The sequence below is a fragment of the Thermogutta sp. genome, assembly GCF_014359955.1.
Classification (GTDB): domain Bacteria; phylum Planctomycetota; class Planctomycetia; order Pirellulales; family Thermoguttaceae; genus Thermogutta.
Genome location: NZ_JACIYL010000803.1, coordinates 1 through 1,954, shown reverse-complemented (window position 1 = coordinate 1,954; position 1,954 = coordinate 1). Strand labels below are relative to the sequence as shown.

The window sequence follows — 1,954 nt, the reverse complement described above, 5'->3', positions numbered from 1 at the left end:
CCGGCCGCCCAAAAGTAAACCACAGGTTTGGGGTTTTCGGGATCATCGAAGCCCTGAGCCTGGGGCGACAACACCAGGCAAGGGCGACGTCCATGCATCTCCATTCCAACGAGCACGCAAGGATGGTTGCGGTCCCCGGTGCGCCGCGTCGGTGTCTGCAGCGGCCGGTATTGCTCGCACACCAGCGTGTCGGATACCAGGTATTCACCCGGTGGAAACAGACAAACGAGCTGCCGCTGCCGGGCGTAATCGATCGCGGCTTGAATGGCCTGCGTGGAGTCCCGCGTGCCGGTGGGGTCGGCGTGAAAAGGGGCCCCGGCCACGTTGATAAAGCCCCAAGATTGAAGAAGGTTGTTATCATCCAAAGGCCATTCTTGGGCGAGCGTTCCAACAGCCGAAAAACCCCAAAACGTCACGCAAAGCAGCCACCACCCGCAAGTTGTTTTCCGCATCGTACGCCTCCCCGGTTTTACAGATGACGTTTTGCTGAAAGACCGAAAGTGGCACGTCGTTGATGCTCCATTTTTGCTCATCTGATGGGGCAACTGCAACGCCATCGTGCGATGTCGGCCGACGCCGAGATGTTCTCTCGCACAGGGTCGGCTCGCGCTTCCCTCACCACAAACGCTGGACGTTGGTTCCCAGTCTCCGAATCAGCTTTCTCATTTCCAACACGCTGATAACGGCCAGCACCTGCGAGGCAGCCAGACCCGTCAAAGCGATCACTTCGTCGATGGGGGTCGGATCGCTGCGGACGGTTTGAAGGACCTGCTGTTCCAGCGGGGTGAGTTTGAGTTCGGCAGGCTGGCGGATGGTCGTACCGTCGGAGCGCGTCACGGGTCGTATCAGCGGTCCCAGCTCCTCCAGGACATCCTCCGGGGATTCCACCCATTTCGCACCGTCCCGCAAAAGCCGGTTGCATCCGCGGGAATTGGGCGAGTCGGCACGACCGGGAACGGCGAAGACTTCGCGGTTCTGTTCCATTGCGTGACGGGCCGTGATCAACGCACCGCTCGATTCGCCGGCCTCGACAATCACCACGCCAAGGGCCATACCACTGATGATCCTGTTGCGCTGGGGGAACATGCCGCCATGAGGTGGCGCATGGGGAGGGGCTTCGCTGAGCAAGGCCCCGTGCTGCACGATTTCCTCCGCCAGGGCCGTGTGCTCCGGGGGATAGATGCGTGCGACCCCGCTTCCCAGGACGGCGATCGTACGTCCGCCGGCGGTCAGAGCACCGCGATGGGCGGCGGCATCGATGCCTCGCGCCAAGCCACTGATAATCGTGACTCCCGCCCGAGCCAAACCCGCGGCCAGCCGCTCCGCCATGGCCAGGCCGTAGGTGGAAGCGTGGCGCGTCCCCACGATGGCCACGGCCAGTTCATCCTCGGACTTAAGCTCGCCCCGGGCAAAAAGTGCCAGAGGAGGATCGGGAATTTCCTTCAGCAATCGCGGATAACGGATGTGCTCAATCCACAGGATATCAATTCCCGCTTTGTAGCAGTTCTCGATGAGCTCTTCCGTTTCCGCTACGGAGGGAGGATTGCGGAGCCGGGCGGCCAGCCGCCGTCCCACACCTGGAGTTTCCAGCAGCGCGTCTTCGCTGGCAGAGAAGACCGCTTCGGGCGAGCCAAAGCGGTTGACGAGCAACTGATAAAGCCGGGGGCCGACACCTTCGATCAGGCTGAGCCGCAGGTGGGCCACCAGTCGGGCATGATAGGCATCATCCATTAACCGACGGCATTGCAGATTCTGGGAACTGACACAAACCCCGATTCTTTCCCGAGTACCATCCGTGGCAGGTGTTCCACTGGCGCTCCATTTTGACAGGGAAAGAACCTTGGTGCCAGATGGCCAAAGCGCTGACGCAGCCGTCGGCAACTGGCCGTTGCGGCGGAACGGCTCAGTACAGGATGCCCGAGACCTGGCGGAAAAGGACCCAACTGCGCGTGCG

At 61.7% G+C, this 1,954-nt stretch carries 2 protein-coding genes; both read right to left on the bottom strand.

Annotated features, from left to right (window positions below; translation table 11 throughout):
• A partial coding sequence (locus tag H5U08_RS17115) for a glycosyl hydrolase family 28-related protein (RefSeq protein WP_297035858.1) occupies positions 1–452 on the bottom strand: 452 nt, incomplete at its 3' end.
• A 163-nt stretch (positions 453–615) separates the two neighbouring features.
• A partial coding sequence (gene dprA, locus H5U08_RS17110; RefSeq protein WP_366494800.1) for a DNA-processing protein DprA occupies positions 616–1,954 on the bottom strand: 1,339 nt, incomplete at its 5' end.